General features: G+C 30.0%; 20 protein-coding genes. 11 read left to right on the top strand and 9 right to left on the bottom strand.

Annotated features, from left to right (window positions below; genetic code table 11):
• Positions 1 to 28: 28 nt before the first annotated feature.
• Complete coding sequence (locus CORN_RS01285; RefSeq protein ID WP_066007360.1) at positions 29 to 361, top strand: hypothetical protein; 333 nt, start codon at positions 29 to 31, stop codon at positions 359 to 361.
• 19 nt (positions 362 to 380) lie between these two features.
• Here the strand turns inward: CORN_RS01285 and CORN_RS01280 are convergent, their stop codons facing one another.
• Positions 381 to 962 carry an IMPACT family protein gene (locus tag CORN_RS01280; RefSeq protein ID WP_066007363.1) on the bottom strand — a complete coding sequence of 194 codons (582 nt, stop codon included), beginning with the start codon at positions 960 to 962 and terminating at the stop codon, positions 381 to 383.
• Between the two features lie 74 nt (positions 963 to 1,036).
• On the opposite strand from CORN_RS01280, the gene galU reads away from it, so the two are divergent.
• The 4 genes from galU (at position 1,037) to CORN_RS01260 (ending at position 4,551) form a co-directional block, all read left to right on the top strand.
• Entirely contained in the window at positions 1,037 to 1,867 is an 831-nt protein-coding gene (gene galU, locus CORN_RS01275; protein WP_066007364.1) for a UTP--glucose-1-phosphate uridylyltransferase GalU, read from the top strand.
• The gene (locus tag CORN_RS01270) at positions 1,857 to 3,080 is read left to right on the top strand and encodes a glucose-6-phosphate isomerase (protein ID WP_066007533.1); all 1,224 of its coding nucleotides are present in this window, start codon (positions 1,857 to 1,859) and stop codon (positions 3,078 to 3,080) included. Before galU ends, CORN_RS01270 begins: the two co-directional genes overlap by 11 nt.
• A 130-nt stretch (positions 3,081 to 3,210) precedes the next feature.
• The gene (locus tag CORN_RS01265) at positions 3,211 to 3,660 is read left to right on the top strand and encodes a Dps family protein (RefSeq protein WP_066007365.1); all 450 of its coding nucleotides are present in this window, start codon (positions 3,211 to 3,213) and stop codon (positions 3,658 to 3,660) included.
• Positions 3,661 to 3,669: 9 nt separating this feature from the next.
• A complete protein-coding gene (locus CORN_RS01260) occupies positions 3,670 to 4,551 on the top strand; it encodes a Tle-like phospholipase domain-containing protein (RefSeq protein WP_094750283.1) in 882 nt (293 codons plus the stop codon).
• A gap of 10 nt (positions 4,552 to 4,561) precedes the next feature.
• On the opposite strand, the gene CORN_RS01255 is transcribed toward CORN_RS01260, so the two are convergent.
• Both CORN_RS01255 and CORN_RS01250 read right to left on the bottom strand, forming a co-directional pair.
• Positions 4,562 to 5,725 carry a tetrahydrodipicolinate N-succinyltransferase N-terminal domain-containing protein gene (locus tag CORN_RS01255; RefSeq protein WP_066007367.1) on the bottom strand — a complete coding sequence of 388 codons (1,164 nt, stop codon included), beginning with the start codon at positions 5,723 to 5,725 and terminating at the stop codon, positions 4,562 to 4,564.
• 10 nt (positions 5,726 to 5,735) lie between these two features.
• The gene (locus CORN_RS01250) at positions 5,736 to 6,839 is read right to left on the bottom strand and encodes an Mrp/NBP35 family ATP-binding protein (RefSeq protein WP_066007369.1); all 1,104 of its coding nucleotides are present in this window, start codon (positions 6,837 to 6,839) and stop codon (positions 5,736 to 5,738) included.
• A gap of 107 nt (positions 6,840 to 6,946) precedes the next feature.
• On the opposite strand from CORN_RS01250, the gene CORN_RS01245 reads away from it, so the two are divergent.
• The 6 genes from CORN_RS01245 to CORN_RS01220 are packed head-to-tail and all read left to right on the top strand — an operon-like array spanning position 6,947 to position 11,984.
• A complete protein-coding gene (locus CORN_RS01245; RefSeq protein ID WP_066007371.1) occupies positions 6,947 to 8,062 on the top strand; it encodes a bifunctional 2-C-methyl-D-erythritol 4-phosphate cytidylyltransferase/2-C-methyl-D-erythritol 2,4-cyclodiphosphate synthase in 1,116 nt (371 codons plus the stop codon).
• Positions 8,059 to 8,934: a DNA-binding transcriptional response regulator gene (locus tag CORN_RS01240; protein ID WP_066007373.1), complete on the top strand. Its 876-nt coding sequence runs from the start codon at positions 8,059 to 8,061 to the stop codon at positions 8,932 to 8,934. The genes CORN_RS01245 and CORN_RS01240 overlap by 4 nt, the downstream gene beginning before the upstream one ends.
• Positions 8,912 to 10,078 carry a sulfate adenylyltransferase gene (locus CORN_RS01235; protein ID WP_066007374.1) on the top strand — a complete coding sequence of 389 codons (1,167 nt, stop codon included), beginning with the start codon at positions 8,912 to 8,914 and terminating at the stop codon, positions 10,076 to 10,078. The genes CORN_RS01240 and CORN_RS01235 overlap by 23 nt, the downstream gene beginning before the upstream one ends.
• 2 nt (positions 10,079 to 10,080) lie before the next feature.
• Positions 10,081 to 10,572, top strand: a complete 492-nt coding sequence (locus CORN_RS01230) for a phosphatidylglycerophosphatase A family protein (RefSeq protein ID WP_066007376.1) — start codon at positions 10,081 to 10,083, stop codon at positions 10,570 to 10,572.
• 49 nt (positions 10,573 to 10,621) lie between these two features.
• On the top strand, positions 10,622 to 11,284 hold the full coding sequence (locus CORN_RS01225; RefSeq protein ID WP_066007378.1) for a DNA methyltransferase: 663 nt from the start codon (positions 10,622 to 10,624) through the stop codon (positions 11,282 to 11,284).
• The gene (locus tag CORN_RS01220) at positions 11,277 to 11,984 is read left to right on the top strand and encodes a restriction endonuclease (RefSeq protein ID WP_066007379.1); all 708 of its coding nucleotides are present in this window, start codon (positions 11,277 to 11,279) and stop codon (positions 11,982 to 11,984) included. The genes CORN_RS01225 and CORN_RS01220 overlap by 8 nt, the downstream gene beginning before the upstream one ends.
• A gap of 112 nt (positions 11,985 to 12,096) precedes the next feature.
• Here the strand turns inward: CORN_RS01220 and mnmA are convergent, their stop codons facing one another.
• The 6 genes from mnmA to CORN_RS01190 are packed head-to-tail and all read right to left on the bottom strand — an operon-like array spanning position 12,097 to position 16,657.
• The gene (gene mnmA / locus CORN_RS01215) at positions 12,097 to 13,113 is read right to left on the bottom strand and encodes a tRNA 2-thiouridine(34) synthase MnmA (protein ID WP_066007381.1); all 1,017 of its coding nucleotides are present in this window, start codon (positions 13,111 to 13,113) and stop codon (positions 12,097 to 12,099) included.
• On the bottom strand, positions 13,076 to 13,711 hold the full coding sequence (locus CORN_RS01210) for an LOG family protein (RefSeq protein ID WP_066007383.1): 636 nt from the start codon (positions 13,709 to 13,711) through the stop codon (positions 13,076 to 13,078). The genes mnmA and CORN_RS01210 overlap by 38 nt, the downstream gene beginning before the upstream one ends.
• Positions 13,708 to 14,547 carry a flagellar motor switch protein FliY gene (gene fliY / locus CORN_RS01205; protein ID WP_066007385.1) on the bottom strand — a complete coding sequence of 280 codons (840 nt, stop codon included), beginning with the start codon at positions 14,545 to 14,547 and terminating at the stop codon, positions 13,708 to 13,710. The genes CORN_RS01210 and fliY overlap by 4 nt, the downstream gene beginning before the upstream one ends.
• Complete coding sequence (gene fliM / locus CORN_RS01200) at positions 14,537 to 15,628, bottom strand: flagellar motor switch protein FliM (protein WP_066007390.1); 1,092 nt, start codon at positions 15,626 to 15,628, stop codon at positions 14,537 to 14,539. The genes fliY and fliM overlap by 11 nt, the downstream gene beginning before the upstream one ends.
• The gene (locus tag CORN_RS01195) at positions 15,628 to 16,314 is read right to left on the bottom strand and encodes an RNA polymerase sigma factor FliA (protein ID WP_039627867.1); all 687 of its coding nucleotides are present in this window, start codon (positions 16,312 to 16,314) and stop codon (positions 15,628 to 15,630) included. The genes fliM and CORN_RS01195 overlap by 1 nt, the downstream gene beginning before the upstream one ends.
• A complete protein-coding gene (locus tag CORN_RS01190; RefSeq protein WP_039617428.1) occupies positions 16,301 to 16,657 on the bottom strand; it encodes a hypothetical protein in 357 nt (118 codons plus the stop codon). The genes CORN_RS01195 and CORN_RS01190 overlap by 14 nt, the downstream gene beginning before the upstream one ends.
• Positions 16,658 to 16,659 lie beyond the last annotated feature (2 nt).

Here is a 16,659-nt window from a genome sequence, read left to right as displayed (position 1 = left end):
TCCTTGTAATATTTTGAAAGGAGAAAACATGCAAGTTAACCATGATAATTTATCGGTTAAAGAGTATGGATATGGTCAAAGTAGTACTTATAAAAGTACTCAAGGAGCTAATGAAGACTTTATGTCTTTACTTAGTCAAAACAATAGCGAAAATTTAAACGAGCAAAGCATAAAACTTGATGAGCTTTTTTCAAAAGCTATGAGTCAGGATCAATTTAGCACAGGAATTTTTAGCTCAAATATGTCAAATATTTATAATTATCGTTTTAGAGGACAAAACGAAACTCCTATGCAAGCTAATATAGAAGAAAAACAAGAACCACAAAAAGATATGGTAAAAGATCTTTTAAGTTCTTTATAAAAATGAAGTAAGCAAGTGCTTACTTCCAAACAAGTCCGCTAAATTCAAACTCTTTTGCAAATTTTTTAAATTTCTCTTCTTCTTTTGCATTAACACTCAAAATCAACTTAACATTTTCTTGAAATTTTTTTTCATAAGAGATGTTATTTTTATTTAAAAAATGCTCAAATCTTGCATAAAGATGAAAAGGAATGTTTAAATTTAAAATATTTTTGGCTTCAAACTCCAAAAGCGTTGCATTTAAAACAACTTCATTTGTTGCTTCACTATAAGCTCTTACAAGCCCACCCGTGCCAAGTTTAATCCCTCCAAAATAACGCACCACAATCACTGCACAATTAACAAGTAAAGCCCCCCTTAATACATTTAAGCAAGGCATTGCAGAAGTTCCTTTTGGCTCACCATCATCACTTTTATCTTCTACAATTTGATCAAATTCATTTAAATACCTATAAGCATATACAAAATGTACAGCTTTTAAATGCTCACTTCTTAGCTTTTGCATTAATTCTTGAAAATCCTCAAAAGGACATAAAAAAGACAAAAAAGTTGATTTTTTGATTTCTATTTTTGCTTGATAAACTTGGTCAATGGTTTTCATTTTTTCCTTAAATTAGTTATAATATTTAAATGAAATTATAATCAATACAACTTATAGAAATTTAAGGATAAACTATGCTTCAAACTTGTATTTTTCCTGCAGCAGGTTATGGTACTAGATTTTTACCTGTTACAAAAACCCTACCTAAAGAAATGCTACCTATACTAACTAAACCTTTAATTCACTATGGTGTAGATGAGGCTTTAGAAGCTGGCATGGAAACTATGGGTTTTGTTACAGGACGCGGAAAAAGAGCTTTGGAAGATTATTTTGATATTTCTTATGAACTTGAACACCAAATCGCAGGTACTAAAAAAGAATATCTTTTAAGTGAAATAAGAACACTTATAGATCGTTGTACTTTTACTTTTACAAGACAAAATGAAATGAGAGGCTTAGGAGATGCGGTTTTAAGAGCAAAACCTTTAGTGCAAGATGAAGCTTTTGGGGTAATTTTAGCCGATGATTTATGTGTAAATGAAGATGGAGTAAATGTCCTAGCTCAAATGGTAAAAATTTATGAAAAATACCGCTGCTCTGTTATAGCTGTGATGGAAGTTGAAGCTAATCAAGTTTCAAATTATGGGGTTATAGCTGGAAATGCCGTAGAAGAGGATTTAATCATGGTGAATTCTATGATAGAAAAACCTGATCCAAAAGATGCTCCAAGTAATTTAGCTATCATAGGAAGATACATTCTAACGCCTGATATTTTTGGTATTTTAGAAAATACTAAAGCAGGTAAAAATGGAGAAATTCAACTCACTGATGCATTACTTTCACAAGCAACTAATAATATGGTTTTAGCTTATAAATTTAAAGGAAAAAGATTTGATTGTGGAAGTGTAGAAGGCTTTGTTGAAGCGACAAATTATTTTTATGAGAAAAGTAAAAATGCTAAATAATACTTTATTTTTTAAAACCCAAGATTTTAAAAAAATTACCGCTTATGCAAATAGAATGAATGATGAGTTAGAAAGTGGTGATGTAGGGTATTATCACTTAGTTGATACAAGTTTTGATTTAATTAAAGAAAGCAAAGAATTTATCGCAACTAAGGCTCATATAGAAAACATTATTTTGGTAGGTATGGGTGGATCAAGCTGTGGGGTTAAAGCTTTAAAGGAGCTTTTGTTTGATCAAGTAGAAGAAAAAAAACTTTTCATTATAGATAATACCTCTTCGCATACTTTTACCAAAACTATACAAAAAATAAACCCAAAAAAAACACTTTTCATCATAGCAAGTAAATCAGGCACAACTATAGAAGTAATTTCTTTATTTAAACTCATCATTGCTCATTTTAATTTTAAAAATGAAAATTTACATGAAAATTTTGTGTTTATTACTGATTTTGAATCAAAACTTCACAAACTAGGTGAAGAATTGAATATAAAATGTTTTTTTATACCTAAAAATGTAGGGGGTAGATTTAGTGTTTTATCTGCTATTGGTATTGTTCCTTTGAGCTTTTGTGGTTATGATACTAAAGCCTTATTAGAAGGTGCAAAAGCTTGTTATGTGGATTTTTTTGAGAAAAAATGTGATCAAATTTTGCAAAAAGCTTATCATTACTGCACGCATAAAAGTGCACATATTAATGTGCTTTTTTCTTATGGAGATGCTTTTAGGGGCTTTAATGAATGGTATATTCAACTAATTGCTGAAAGTCTAGGCAAAAAACAAGGCTTTAAACGCATAGGTTTAACTCCTATTGCTTTAATTGGTGCTAGAGATCAGCATAGCTTTTTACAACTTATCATGGATGGACCAAAAGACAAAACTGTTACTTTTTTAAAAATCAAAGATAGTCAAAAATCCCCTAGTATTCCAAATATAAGCTTTAATCATTTGCGAAATTGTGATTTTACCAATGAAGTCAATTTACATGATCTTTTAAACGCTCAATGTGATGCAACCATGCATGCATTAATTGCTGAAAATTTAAGTGTTGATGTGATAGAGCTGGAAAGATTAGATGCTTATCATTGTGGGTATTTGATGTATTATTATGAACTATTTACCTCAGCTTGTGGCATTATGCTTGGAATTAATACTTATGATCAACCTGGTGTTGAAGTAGGAAAATTAATACTCAAAAATATGTTAAGTAAATAAATTTGCTTTATTGTAAAAAAAGAGTATAATGAAAATATAATAATTATTAATATTAAAATTTATTATATAATAATAATTATTATTTAAGAATTTTATGTTATAATTTTTAAAAATAAAAAAAGGAGATAACATGTCAGTAACAAAACAATTATTACAATTACAAGCGGATGCTCATAGTTTATGGATTAAATTTCATAATTACCACTGGAATGTAAAAGGTTTACAATTTTTCTCAATTCATGAATATACAGAAAAAGCTTACGAAGAAATGGCAGAGCTTTTTGATGATTGTGCTGAGAGATCTTTACAACTAGGAGAAAAAGCTATCGTTTGCCCAAAAATATTACTAGAAAATGCAAAAGCACCTAAGGTTCAAAAAGACTGCTTTACTCCAATAGAAGTTTTAGAGCTTATTAAAGAAGATTATAAATATCTTTTAGCTGAATTTAAAAAACTAAATGAAGAAGCTGAAAAAGCAAGCGATACTACAACAGCAGCATTTGCTCAAGAAAATATTGCAAAATATGAAAAAGCTCTTTGGATGCTTAATTCAACTATCCAAAATACTTGCTCTATGTAAGAATTTATAATGTTTTTTGACTTGCAAAGCTTTATTGCTTTAAGTCAAAAAACAAATTTAACCTCTCAAGAAAAACTACTCTTATTAAAACTCCATACTCATTTTGAAAAAAATATCAATTTATTACAAAAATTATATGATTATAGCCTAGTAGCTTATTGTGCTAATGTATATTTAAACCAAAGCTTGCAAAAAGAAGATTTACAAAAACACAAAGCCATTATAAAAGCCTTAACTAATCCTTTTTATAAAAAGGAAAAAATACCTGTAGGTGGCTTAAATAATGCATTTTTAGCCTTAAAATTTGTAAAAAATTATGAAATACTTGAACACATCAACGAAGCACACCCTCAATCTAAAATGGGTTTTAGAGCTAGTTTTATTTATGATAAAAAAATAAAAAACTATATTTTAGCTTTTGCAGGGAGTGATTTAAATCCTTTATGTTTTGATTTTAAAGATTTTTATAGTGATTTTTTGATTTTACTTAATAAAACTCCAAAAGACCAAATTCAATCTATGCATTATTTTTACAATCAACTCAAGCAAAAATACACCATTGATAAAAATCTTATCATCATAGGGCATTCTTTAGGAGGATATTTAGCTCAAACTTTTGCAAGAACTTTTCCTAAAGCAGTAAAAGAAGTCTATGCCTTTCAAGCACCTGGTTTAAAACAAAATTTTCAAAACCACTCTTATATAAATTTTCATATAAATACTACCCATAATTTAAATTTCAAAACTTACAAATGGTGGAATTTTAATTTTGTACAAAAACTTTATAAAAAAGATAGTAAAGAGATTTTACTACACACAGGAAGCATTAAACATCACCCTAGTGTGTGCATTTATAAACTACACGAATTATTTAAAATTCTTAACCCATAAGGGCTAAGAATTAATGTAAATCTTCATTAAGTTTTACAGCCTTTTTATTAAAAGCTACTATCATTACTCCACTTTGTGAATCTTGTCTAAAATGCAAGCCATTTAGCCCTGCTAATTCTAAACCTTTATATATATCTTTATCAAAGTTAAAATCAGGATTGATTTTTTGAAGTTCTTCTTTATTTTTTAAAGCAAATTTAGTCCCTTCTAAAACAGCAATACCTGCATCAACGATACAGTTATCCCCTAAAGGAATTCCTGTAACTGAATTTGCACCCAAAAGACAAGCTTTACCTACACTAATAGCATTTCCACTTGTACCACTTAAAACACCAAGTATAGAGGCACCACCTCCTACATCACTTCCCTCACCTACTACAGCCGAAGAACTAATACGCCCTTCTACCATACAAGCACCGGTTGTACCTGCATTAAAATTCACATAAGCAGCCCCTGGCATTATAGTAGTGCCTGCAGCTAAAACCGCACCCATTCTTACTTTAGAACTTTCTAAAATTCTAGTATTATCCTCAGGAATGATATGGGCTAAAAATCTTGGAAATTTATCTACATAATCAATGCTTGGATATCTTCCACTCATTTTTAAATCAATCTCATTTTCTCTTAAAAAGTCTAAATCAATAGGCTTATTATCACTCCATGCAACATTTGGTAAAATCCCAAAAGCACCTGTTAAATTTAAGCTTCTTAAAGGTACTTTTTTATTTGAAAGCAAGTAAAGTTTTAAATACACACTTTCTAAACTTTTTGGTGCCTCATCTTCAAAAATACAAACAAAAGAAAAAGCATTTTCTCTAAAATTTTCCTTGGCTGCTTTGATTGCTTCTATATTTTTATGACCTTGCTCTTGCAAAAATGGCGCAAAGCATTCAAGTGCAAAATCCAAATCTTCTTTAATCAAAGTAGCCACAAACTCACTTTCATTAAAATCAACATCAACCCCTCTTCTAAAAAAAGCTTCAAACATAACAGCTGCAGCAGCATAATTTTGCTCAAAATTAATCACACCAAAATTAGCTTGAAGTTTTTTACTAGGATCAACTTGACTTAGATCAAGTCTTGCTATAGCAAAAGCTTTAGGCTTTTTATAATTAATCCTTTGTTCGATTTGCTTGATTAAATTTAAAAATTCTTCTTTACTTTCTATTGGCATATTTTCCTCCTTATTGCGAGCACGCACTTTTGCCATTCATTACAGGTTGAATAGCTGAATTATCTACTTTACCTTCTTGATTAACCTTTTCTATAAATTCCCAAATTTTTTCAGCAGCTTGCAAATATCTTTTTGAACTTACACTCTCGGGCATATAAAAACTTACAGGCTTACCACTATCTCCACCTTCTCTTACACTCATTTCGATAGGAATTTGAGCTAAAACATCACACTTATAAGCTTTTGCCATTTCTTCTGTGGTACCTTTACCAAAGATATTATATTCTTTACCATTATCAGGACATAAAAAGCCACTCATATTTTCTATAATACCTGCAACAGGAATGTGTAATTTTTCAAACATATCTAGCGCTCTTTTGCTATCATCTAAAGATACTACTTGAGGAGTACTTACACACACACCTGCACTCACTGGCACGCTTTGAGCTAAGGTAATTTGCGCATCACCGGTTCCAGGAGGCATATCAAGTAATAATACATCAAGTTCAGGCCAAAGCACATCAGCTAAAAGTTGCTCAATTGCCTTCATGATCATAGAACCACGCCACATCAAACCTTTTCCTTCTTCTATTAACACACCCATACTCATCATATAAACACCATGAGATAAAATAGGACGAATTTTTTGACCTACAATTTCAGGTTTGCTTTTACTCTCGCCAAGCATTCTTGGTATATTTGGTCCATAAATATCTGCGTCTAAAAGTCCCACTCTTTTACCCATTTTAGCTAAAGAAATAGCCAAATTTAAAGTTGTAGTACTTTTACCTACCCCGCCTTTACCACTTGAAATCATAAGGAAATTTTTAATTTGCGGAGCGATATTTTTGCCACTTCTTGAATTGCTTTTTTCTTCAGGAATTTTTGGCTGTATGATTTCTAAATTAAGCTCTAAATTTAAATCTTTTAAAGCATTTGCAATATTTAGTCTAAGCTCTTGTGCAATTTGAGCATTAGCTGAAACAATTTCAACTACAATATGAGCTTGATTTTCATTTGATTCAATTTTTTTTACAAAACCAAAACTAACTATATCTTTTTTAAATCCTGGATATATAACTTGTTTTAATCTTTCTTCAATTTTTTCCTTCAATTTTTCTCCTTGTTATTTAAAATGATTAATTCTACTAACATAAATATAAATTTTGGCTTTTATGGTGTATAATATCGTAACATTAATAAGAAATTAAGGTGTAACAAATGTTAGATATTTCCTTGATAATGCTATCTGCGGGAGAATCATCAAGATTTAATGCTCCGGTAAAAAAGCAGTTTTTACGACTAGGCGAACAACCTTTATGGCTTTATGCTACTAAAAATTTAAGTTCTTTTTATCCTTTTAAACAAATAGTTGTTACTTCTGGTAATATTTCTTATATGAAAAAATTTGCCCCTGAATACAAATTTGTTCAAGGTGGTGCAACTAGAGCACAATCTTTACTCAATGCTTTAAGCATGGTTGAGAGTGAATATGTTTTAGTTAGTGATGTTGCAAGAGTTTTGATTTCTAAAAATCTTTTTAACAATATCATAGAAAATCATGACAAAGCTGATTGCATTACACCTATTTTAAAAGTAAGTGATACTACAATTTATGCTCAAGAAGCTATCGATAGAGATAGAATCAAACTCATACAAACCCCTCAACTTTCGCATACAAGTATGCTAAAAAAAGCTTTAGAGCAAAGCTCAAATTTCACTGATGATAGCACAGCTATACAAGCTATTGGTGGTAAAATTTGGTACGTACAAGGTGATGAGCTAGCTAAAAAAATTACCTTTAAAGAAGATTTGAAAAGCTTAAATTTACCAAAACCATCTTTGGATATTTTTAATGGAAATGGCTTTGATGTACATGAATTTGGAGAACAAAGAGCTTTACTTTTAGGTGGAGTAAAAGTGCATGAAAGTATGGGCTTAAAAGCTCATTCTGATGGAGATGTATTAGCTCATGCGCTAATTGATGCACTTTTGGGTGCAGCAGGACTTGGAGATATTGGCGAACTTTTCCCAGATAATGATATGCAGTATAAAAATGCTGATTCTATGCTTTTATTACAAAGCGCTTATACTTTAGTGCAAAATTATGGTTTTGAGCTTGTAAATGCTGATATTACCATCATAGCTCAAACACCTAAGATGAAAGATTTTAAAGAAGCTATTACTTTTAATATCGCTAAAACATTAAAAACTACGCCTAATAAAATCAATATCAAAGCTACCACCACAGAACACCTAGGATTTGTAGGAAGAAAAGAAGGGATTGCGGTTTTAGCAAGTGTAAATTTAAAATATTTTGATTGGATGAAATTATGAAAGTTTTAATAGTAGAAAATGAATTTTATTTAGCCCAAAGTATAGGTTCAAAGCTTAATTCTATAGGTTATGATTGTGATATTATCGCAAATGTTAATGAACTTGCTCATCATGATTATGAGATTATTTTACTTTCTACTAGTATGGCTAATTTTGAACATATTATAGAAATTTTTAAGCATAAAATCATTATTTTGCTTATATCTTACATAAGCTCAGATACTGTTTTAGCACCATTAAAAGCTGGTGCAAGTGACTACATACAAAAGCCTTTCATGATAGAAGAATTAATGCGCAAAATCAAGCATTTTCAAGAATTTAAAAAAATAAATATTTTAAATCATACTTATCGATCTTACTTAAAACATAAATTTGAAACAGCAAAATTACCAAATTTTGATTATAAAAAATTCAAACTGCCTTTGATTTTAAAAACCAACAATCAAATTTTTGCAGATCATTTTGTATTTAATTATACTAATGAACACAATATCGCAAATATCTACATAGATCTTTCGCACCAACAAAATTTAGATAAGATTTTTAAGGATAATTCTTTATATTATTTAGTCAATTTTCAAACCTTAAAACCTTTAGAAAAAGAAAAGGTGTTAAATCTTGCTTTAAAAAAAGCTGTTATTATACATACAAATGCGAATATTGAGCATAGTGATTTCCAAATTTTAGAGCTAGGCGAAGATGAAAAAAGCTTTGAAAGCAATGGGATTTTAACCATTGATGATTATGTTAAACATATTATCATTAGTTATCAAAATATCTTTCCTGATACGGATTTATCTAAAAAGTTAGGAATTTCAAGAAAGTCTTTGTGGGAAAAAAGGAAAAAATATGGCATTACAAAGAAAAAATAGTATTGTAATCTCAGAAGAAGAATACGAAGTTTTATGCTTTATCAAAGAAGGAATTTTTGGTTTTTTTACTAAGTTAATGAATCAAAAAGAAAGAGATGAAGTCCTAGCTACAGGAATGATTCATAATCAAAAAATTCCTTATACTCTAACCTTTGCACCCGCTAGCACAAAAGAAAATAACACAATTTTAGAAAGTGCAAAAGTGGGCGACAAAATAGACTTTATCTGCAATGATAAAACCATAGGACATATCATTTTAGAAAGTAAATTTGAAAATGATAAAAATAGTAATGATATTTTTAGGCCTAATGCTTGTTTGATTCAAGACTTTGGGGAAACTTGCATTAGTGGAGAATTTGAAATTTATCATAATCATATCAAAGCTATTAAAGAAGATTTTGAAAAAATTAAAAAAAGACTCAATCCTTCTAATATCACAGCTATTGTCTCAAGTTTTGATCCTTTTCATAGAGCCCATGAGAGAATTTTAAGATGGGCTATAGAACAATCTGATCTAGTGATTATCTTCCTCATAGAATCTTATGAAAACAATGGCTTAAGCTTAAAACTTAAAAAGCGTTGCTTTGATATTTTTGCGCAAAATTATCTACCATCTTCTAGGGTTTTACTCATACCTTTACATAATATCAAAATTTTTGCCTCACATTTAAATCCGGTACTTGAATGTGCTTTGGCTAAAAGTTTTGATTGTAATAAACTTTTCGTAGGACAAAATCACGCAGGACTTGGAATGTTTTTTAATCAAAACAGAGCCTTTACTGTGCTTGATGACTTTGCAAAAGATTACAATATAGAAGTAACCATACTTCCTGAGTTCGTATTTTGTGATAAATGCAAAATGATAGTAAGCACCAAATCATGCCCACATGGTGCCCATCATCACATGAAATACCATGGAGATTCTTTAAAAAATTTACTTAGACTTGGTATCATTCCACCAGCAGTTTTTATAAGAAGAGAAATTTCAGCTTTGATTTTATCTGAGCTTTTCCCTAATCGCTTTCATAATAAACAAAATATCTATAGCAATCTTTTCCCTACGCATGGTATTTTAGAGTATCGAAGCGATAAAGAATTTTACGAACAACTTATAAAACTTCATCAAATGTCTTATATGGTGTGATTATGCAAAAATTATTTTTAACTTTTTTTTATTCAGGTAGTGTTAATAAAGCTCCAGGAACTTTTGGCACAATAGCAGCACTAGTCCCTGCTTTTTTTATTTTAAGGTATTTGGGTATAGGAACTTTAATTTTACTTGCAATTTTACTTTTCTTAGTTTCTATAAAAATCATCGACCAATATGAAAAACAAACAGGCAAACACGATGACAAGCATATTGTAATAGACGAGGTTGTAGGAGTATTTTTAGCTTTGGCAATTTGTGGACAAAGTGTTTTTACTTTTTTACTTTCTTTTGTTTTATTTAGATTTTTTGATATCACAAAACCTTCTATTATAGGCAAAATTGACAAAAAAACCAAAGGCGGTTTAGGTGTAATGCTAGATGATGTTTTAGCAGGAATTTTCGCAGGATTATTTAGTGCTGTGATTTATGGAATTTTACTTAAATTTGATCTATTATGGTTTGATATAAGTATTATGGAGATATTTTAACTCCACAAATGCTATTGTATTTATTTAAAAAATTAAAGGAAAATCATTAATGTCATACAAAGCTATTATGAATAAAAAAAATAAAATGAATGGCTTAAAATTATTAAAATTAATTGACAAAGAAAGTATAAAAGTGGTTTTTTTTGACCCACAATATAGAGGTGTTTTAGACAAACTTTCTTATGGCAATGAAGGAAAAAGTAGAGGTAGGGAACGTTCCGAACTACCTCAAATGACAAAAGAAATTATATTAACTTTTATTAACCAAATAGAAAAAATTTTAAAACCTAATGGATATTTATTTCTATGGGTAGATAAATTTCATTTGTTCGAATGTAAAGATTGGATAGGTAATTTTAAATCTATTGAAATAGTAGATATGATAACTTGGGACAAACAAAAAATTGGTATGGGATACCGCTCTAGAAGAAGATGTGAATATCTAATTATAATTCAAAAAAGTCCAAGAAAAGCTAAAACCACTTGGAATATTCATAATATTCCAGATGTTTGGGGTGAAAAGATAAATAACAAAATTCATACACACTCAAAGCCGGTAGAGCTTCAAAAACAACTAATCTTAGCAACGACACAAGAAGAAGATATTGTTGTTGATCCTGCTAGCGGAGGCTACTCTGTTTTAAGAGCTTGCGAAGAAACCAATCGAAAATTTCTAGGATGTGATTTAAAATTTGGAGACTTATATGAGTAAAATATCAAATCAACAAGGACGAAATGTTCAAAAAAGTGGAGTATCTGGATACACAAGAACTGTCGGAAATGATGCGCTAGGACAACTTCTTTCAAGAGTTCAAGCTTGTGTAATCTCTAATGGTAATGAGTTAGAAAAATTATTGATTAATAGATGTTCTACAATTGATAATATAGACATATTTATTGAAAAAGTTACAAGAAGCGAGATAAATCAAGGAACCTTTCTTTGTACTAAAAAAATTTTAAAAAAAACACAAGATTATAAACATGTAATAAAAGGTATTGAGCCAGATATGATAATTTTTATCGTTAGTGATTATAGATTGTGCAAGATAATAGAATTAAAAGATGGGGATACATTTGATACAAAAAAAGTGAAAGGTGAAAAAACTAATCTTGTAACATTTTCTGAAAAATTTGGAGCAAAAATACCATTTTCTACAGATTATTATGTTTGTTGTTTTAATCAAAACAACAAAGAAATTATTCGAGAAGGAATGAAAAATGAATTTGATTTAGAACATATTATGACCGGCAGAGAGCTCTGTCAATTGCTAAATATTGATTATCAAGAAATTATAAATATTCGAAAAAATGACATGGAAGAAAATTTCAATTATTTCATTGAAGAGCTTTTAAAAATACCAGAAGTTTTGGAAAAAATAAATCAAATAATAGTTGCTTCAGAAAATAAGTAGCTAAAACTACTTATTTTCTTTTTTTTATTAAACAAATACAATAAAATAGGCTTATATTAATATTAAAAAAACTCTCTTCTTTTGACAGAGATTTAGAGTAATCTCTTTGGTGTTAATTTATAAATCCACTAGCAAGAACCAAATCTTTATCATAAAATACTGCCATTTGCCCGCTAGCAAGCCCATAAACAGGCTCTTGTAAGATGATTTTTGCACTCTTATCTTCATTAATCAAAACTTTACACGGGGTTGATCTTGACCTATAGCGTATTTTTACTTCACAATCTAACTCTTTAGCATCGATAAATAAATTAATATTATCAAGCTTAAATTCACTTATCTTAAGCTCTTCTTTTTTACCTACTATGATTTCATTTTTTTTAGGATCAATTTTTAATACAAAATGTGGCTCATGAGCCCCACGCACTTCAAAACCTCTTCTTTTACCTATGGTATAGTGCATATAACCTTCGTGTTTTCCTACTTCTTTACCGCTACTATCTCTAACAACGCCTGGAATTTTAGTATCCATAAACTGATCTAAAACTTGTACATAAGTGTCTTCTACAAAGCAAATTTCAGAACTTTCCTTTTGTATTGCAAAAGACTTTAAAACATCAATGGTTAAAGCAAATTTTTTCACATCTTCTTTTTTCATCTCTCCAAGAGGGAAAATCAAATACTCCAAAGCCTCTTTATCTGCATTTGCTAAAAAATAGCTTTGATCCTTACTCTCATCAACTGCAGTTTTAATCAAACCATTTTCTATCCTTGCATAATGACCTGTGGCTAATTTTTCACAACCCAAACTCTTAGCAAATTCCAAAAGCTTGCCAAGCTTGATAAAGCGATTACACAAAGCACAAGGATTTGGTGTTTTTCCTTCTTTGTAGGTATTAACAAAAGGCATATAAACTTGATTTTTAAAGTCTTCTTGTAAGTCTAAAATATGATATTTGATGTCTAAAAATTTAGCAACTTTTTCTACTTTTTGTATATTTTCTTCATGATAATTAGGCTTTCCATGAAGCTTCATATAACAGCCTATGATCTCATGTCCTGCTTGTTTTAACTTATAAGCAGTTACAGTACTATCCACACCCCCACTCATTGCAACAAGAATTTTCATCTTTTTCCTTTATCGTTCTTATAATTTCATCTAAATCATCATTTATACTATACTTCAACTCATCATTTTTAGATATAGTTCCAAGTTCTAGTAAAGAAGTTTTGATAAATTCATCAAGAGTATGCCAAAATTTTTGCCCAACTAAAATAATAGGAACATCTTTTTTAAAACTAAGTTGTTTAAGAGTAAGAATTTCAAAAAATTCATCTAATGTCCCAAAGCCGCCTGGGAAAATCACAAAAGCTAGACTCTTTTGAATAAGAGCCATTTTGCGAATGGCTAAGCTCTTAAAAGTAATATTATACTCTAAAAAGTCATTTGCTTTTTGCTCAAATGGTAAATGTATGTTAAATCCAAAAGATTTTAAATGCGAGGCCTTACTTTGTATAGCTCCATAATTAGCAGCTTGCATAATGCCACCACCTCCACCACTAATAATACTATAACCCTCATCGGCTAACTTTTGAGCTAGTTTTGAAGCTAAAATATAATACTCATTATCTTCTTTTAACCGAGCAGAACCAAAAAAAGTTATGCCTTTTTGAATTTTTTCTAATTCTTTAAGATAAACAATATCTTCAATGATACATTCTTTCATCTTAGTTGTTCTAATCTTTCTTTTTTAGAGCCAATCTCAGTAATTTGAACCCCAAAGTTTCCATCTACAATAACCACTTCTCCATAAGCAATTTTTTTATCGCCTATTAAAATTTCTAAAGGATCATTTGCTAGTTGATCAAGCTCAATTACTGAGCCTATATCCATAGTCAAAACATCTTTTAAAAGCATTTTTTTACTACCTATACGCACCCTTATAGGCAGGCGTACATCCATAATCAAACCAATATTTCTTAATTCTTCAACATTTGCTAAAGATTTGTGATCTTGCACATGATCTTCGCTTGTTGCGACAATTTCTTCTAAATCAGTTTTGGTTAAAATTTTATAAATTTTTTCATCAAAAACTAAAGAAATTTTTTCTTCTAAGTCAGCTATTTTGACATTATACAAGTATAATTTATGAAAACTGCCAAGTTCTAAAGAACCTGCGACAAATTCACAACTTTCTAAACTAAATTCCATTTTTGGAATTTCTTTTTGTGCACCCAATGTTGTAGAAAATGCTGAGATGATATTTTGTATAGCTTCTTTAGCTGCGTCCATTTCGTCTTCATTTAGCTCGCTATTTTTAGAGATTTCTTCTTCTCCCATCATCCACTCGCCAATTGCACTCATCAAAACCGCACTTGCTAAGATTTTAATTTTCATTTCACTATTAACACTAAAAGTAGCACTAACTAGCGGTGGAGTCATAGAATCTTGAGAATTTACATCATACTCATAATACTCACTAAATTCAGCACTTTTTCCTGTTAAACCCTCTATTGTACTTACACATTCATTGACGAATATGCCTAAAAAATCATTGATCATCGTCTTCCTCTTCTAGTTCTTCATTATCATCATACGAATTTGCTTTTGCTCTTCTTTCATCTTCATATTTTTCAAGCATTTCTTTAATCTCATCTTTATCAGTTTTGATAAGTTCTAAGATTTTAATCGACTTTCTAAATCTATGAAGTCCAACTTGAGCTAAAAATACTTCTTTTTTATCTATAGAAACTATAGCTTTATCATCTGCACTTCTATCAAGTTTTAAAATATCTCCTTGTTTTAAATCTAAAAATTCATTCACATTGATAAAAGTTTTACCAAGCATAGCTTCATAAATTACCTCAGCACGACCGATCAAGGTTTTAAGTTCTTTATTTCTTGACTTTTTAGCCGAAGTTTCACCCATCATAATATCACGATTTGCCAAACGGCTCAAAATACTTTCCAAATGCACTACCGGATAACAAATATTTACCATACCGCTTGAATTTCCGATGATAATCTCCATTACCACCATGATAACAATCTCATTTTGAGAAACAATTTGCACAACATTTGGGCTTGATTCTTTTGCTTCTACGCTTGGATAAATTTCAGTAACATTCATCCAACTTTCTTTAAGTCTTTGCATAATAATACGCAAAATAGAATCAAGCAAATTAAGCTCGATTTCTGTAAGCTCTCTTAAGGTGTCAAAACTTTCCCCTTGACCACCCAAAAGTCTATCTATCATAGGGAAAGCAATACTTGGATTAATCTCTAAAACACAGTTTCCATCTAAAGGCTTAATTGAAAAAACGTTAAAGCTTGTTGGCGAAGGTAAAGACATCAAAAACTCACCATAAGTCATTTGATCCACTGAGTGAAGTTTAATCTCAACTATACTTCTCATCATAGATGAAATTTGAGAAGCAAGATTTCTTGCTAATTTATCATGAATCCCTTTAATAGAACGAAGCTGTTCTTTAGAAACCCTATTTGGACGCTTAAAATCATATACTACTATATCTCTTTTATCTTCTATTTCTTCTAGTTTTGATGTAGCTGTACTCTCATCGCTATCATCATCAACAACTTCTAAAAGAGCATCAATTTCTTCTTGGGAAAGTATCTCAGCCATTAAACTAGCCTTTCTCTAATCTTCTTAAGCAAACGCTTATGAATTTGTGAAATTCTTGACTCGCTAATCTCTAAAATCTCTGCGATTTCTTTTAAATTTAATTCTTCATAATAATAAAGCTGTATTACAAGCTTTTCTCTTTCTTTAAATTCTTCCAAAACTGCATTGATTTTTTCTATTAATTCTTCTTTTTCTATTTGTTCTATGATATTACTATCGTTAAAGCAATTTAGCTGTTCATCCAAAGGCATAACAAGCGATATAGCATGAGCTGCTCTTGCTTCTTTTACTTTTTCTACTTCTAAATTTAGTCTTTGTGCTAAATATTCATCATCAGGCTCTTTTTCATTTTCTTGATAAAACTCATCTATAATAGCGTCAATATCTTTGATGATTTTTCTATTGCTTCTACTCATTACATCAAGGCTTCTTAGATAATCAAGCATAGCTCCATTGACTCTTTTTCTTGCAAAACCCCAAAAATTATCATTTTGTTCTTTATCATAACGGCGTGAGAGTTTGATCATTTCTTCTACACCAATACTAATTAAATCATTTACATCAATACTAGCAGGCAAACGCTCTTTAAGTCTAAAAGCCATAGCTCTTAATGCTGGCATATAAGAGATGACTAAGTCATCTTGTTCTTTTTTTAGCGTAGAAGCATAGGCATTATGCGGCTGCATGTTTTACTTTTCTTTTTGAAGAGCTTTCAAGTTTTTTAAGGTCTTCACGCTCTTCTTGAAGTTTTTCAAGCAAGTAATCCATTTTCTTTTCTCTTGCAGCTAATTCTGCTATAAAACTATTATTTTCATTTTCATATTTTTCTTTATTAAAGCTTCTACCGCTAATTTTATTAACATCTACAAAAATCATAATTACTATATGGATTAACACATAAAATACAAAAGTAATCAAACAAGTATATACAACTATCTCTACTGCATCTTCTATATTAACTATGGTAAACATTAATCCTATAAAAAAACCACAAACAGTAAAAAAAGCAACAAAATTCTCTGGTCTCATCT

Source organism: Campylobacter ornithocola, assembly GCF_013201605.1.
GTDB lineage: Bacteria > Campylobacterota > Campylobacteria > Campylobacterales > Campylobacteraceae > Campylobacter_D > Campylobacter_D ornithocola.
Note: the sequence above shows the minus strand (reverse complement) of the source record. Positions and strands in the feature narration are given on the sequence as shown.

Excerpts from the sequence above, each read along its gene's own strand:
- CORN_RS01285 (WP_066007360.1), top strand. The coding sequence starts at position 29 with ATGCAAGTTAACCATGATAATTTATCGGTTAAAGAGTATGGATATGGT.
- CORN_RS01280 (WP_066007363.1), bottom strand. The coding sequence starts at position 962 with ATGAAAACCATTGACCAAGTTTATCAAGCAAAAATAGAAATCAAAAAA.
- galU (WP_066007364.1), top strand. The coding sequence starts at position 1,037 with ATGCTTCAAACTTGTATTTTTCCTGCAGCAGGTTATGGTACTAGATTT.
- CORN_RS01270 (WP_066007533.1), top strand. The coding sequence starts at position 1,857 with ATGCTAAATAATACTTTATTTTTTAAAACCCAAGATTTTAAAAAAATT.
- CORN_RS01265 (WP_066007365.1), top strand. The coding sequence starts at position 3,211 with ATGTCAGTAACAAAACAATTATTACAATTACAAGCGGATGCTCATAGT.
- CORN_RS01260 (WP_094750283.1), top strand. The coding sequence starts at position 3,670 with ATGTTTTTTGACTTGCAAAGCTTTATTGCTTTAAGTCAAAAAACAAAT.
- CORN_RS01255 (WP_066007367.1), bottom strand. The coding sequence starts at position 5,725 with ATGCCAATAGAAAGTAAAGAAGAATTTTTAAATTTAATCAAGCAAATC.
- CORN_RS01245 (WP_066007371.1), top strand. The coding sequence starts at position 6,947 with ATGTTAGATATTTCCTTGATAATGCTATCTGCGGGAGAATCATCAAGA.
- CORN_RS01240 (WP_066007373.1), top strand. The coding sequence starts at position 8,059 with ATGAAAGTTTTAATAGTAGAAAATGAATTTTATTTAGCCCAAAGTATA.
- CORN_RS01235 (WP_066007374.1), top strand. The coding sequence starts at position 8,912 with ATGGCATTACAAAGAAAAAATAGTATTGTAATCTCAGAAGAAGAATAC.
- CORN_RS01230 (WP_066007376.1), top strand. The coding sequence starts at position 10,081 with ATGCAAAAATTATTTTTAACTTTTTTTTATTCAGGTAGTGTTAATAAA.
- CORN_RS01225 (WP_066007378.1), top strand. The coding sequence starts at position 10,622 with ATGTCATACAAAGCTATTATGAATAAAAAAAATAAAATGAATGGCTTA.
- CORN_RS01220 (WP_066007379.1), top strand. The coding sequence starts at position 11,277 with ATGAGTAAAATATCAAATCAACAAGGACGAAATGTTCAAAAAAGTGGA.
- mnmA (WP_066007381.1), bottom strand. The coding sequence starts at position 13,113 with ATGAAAATTCTTGTTGCAATGAGTGGGGGTGTGGATAGTACTGTAACT.
- CORN_RS01210 (WP_066007383.1), bottom strand. The coding sequence starts at position 13,711 with ATGAAAGAATGTATCATTGAAGATATTGTTTATCTTAAAGAATTAGAA.
- fliY (WP_066007385.1), bottom strand. The coding sequence starts at position 14,547 with ATGATCAATGATTTTTTAGGCATATTCGTCAATGAATGTGTAAGTACA.
- fliM (WP_066007390.1), bottom strand. The coding sequence starts at position 15,628 with ATGGCTGAGATACTTTCCCAAGAAGAAATTGATGCTCTTTTAGAAGTT.
- CORN_RS01195 (WP_039627867.1), bottom strand. The coding sequence starts at position 16,314 with ATGCAGCCGCATAATGCCTATGCTTCTACGCTAAAAAAAGAACAAGAT.
- CORN_RS01190 (WP_039617428.1), bottom strand. The coding sequence starts at position 16,657 with ATGAGACCAGAGAATTTTGTTGCTTTTTTTACTGTTTGTGGTTTTTTT.